Below are 309 nucleotides of genomic sequence, written 5' to 3' on the forward strand. Positions count from 1 at the left end.
CGGCTCGTGAGCGTCGCCGACGGCGGCCTGCCGCTCGTGGCCGCCGAGCTGACCCGCCGCGCGGCGCAGCACGCGGAGGGCACGCGCCCGGTGGTCACCGACGCCGAGCTCACCGTCTCCGCCGGCACGTGGATCCGCGTGCAGGAGCTCGCCCGCGAGCTCGGCACCGTGCTCCACGACGACTCCGCGCGCCGGCCCGGCGACGACGACGTGCGGGTCAGCGCGACGGTCGCGCTCTTCGCGATGGCGTCGGCGGGGGCCGCCCCCTCGGAGCCGGCCGCCGCCGCGGATCCGACGCCCGCGTGACCG

Annotated in this window: 1 pseudogene; it reads left to right on the top strand. The window is 79.9% G+C overall.

Going from position 1 to position 309, the window contains the following annotated elements:
- A pseudogene (locus DZG00_RS16725) lies at positions 1 to 306 on the top strand (ArsR/SmtB family transcription factor); the annotation flags it as partial.
- Between the last annotated feature and the right edge of the window lie 3 nt (positions 307 to 309).

The sequence above is a fragment of the Clavibacter lycopersici genome (assembly GCF_003576405.1).
Classification (GTDB): Bacteria; Actinomycetota; Actinomycetes; order Actinomycetales; family Microbacteriaceae; genus Clavibacter; species Clavibacter lycopersici.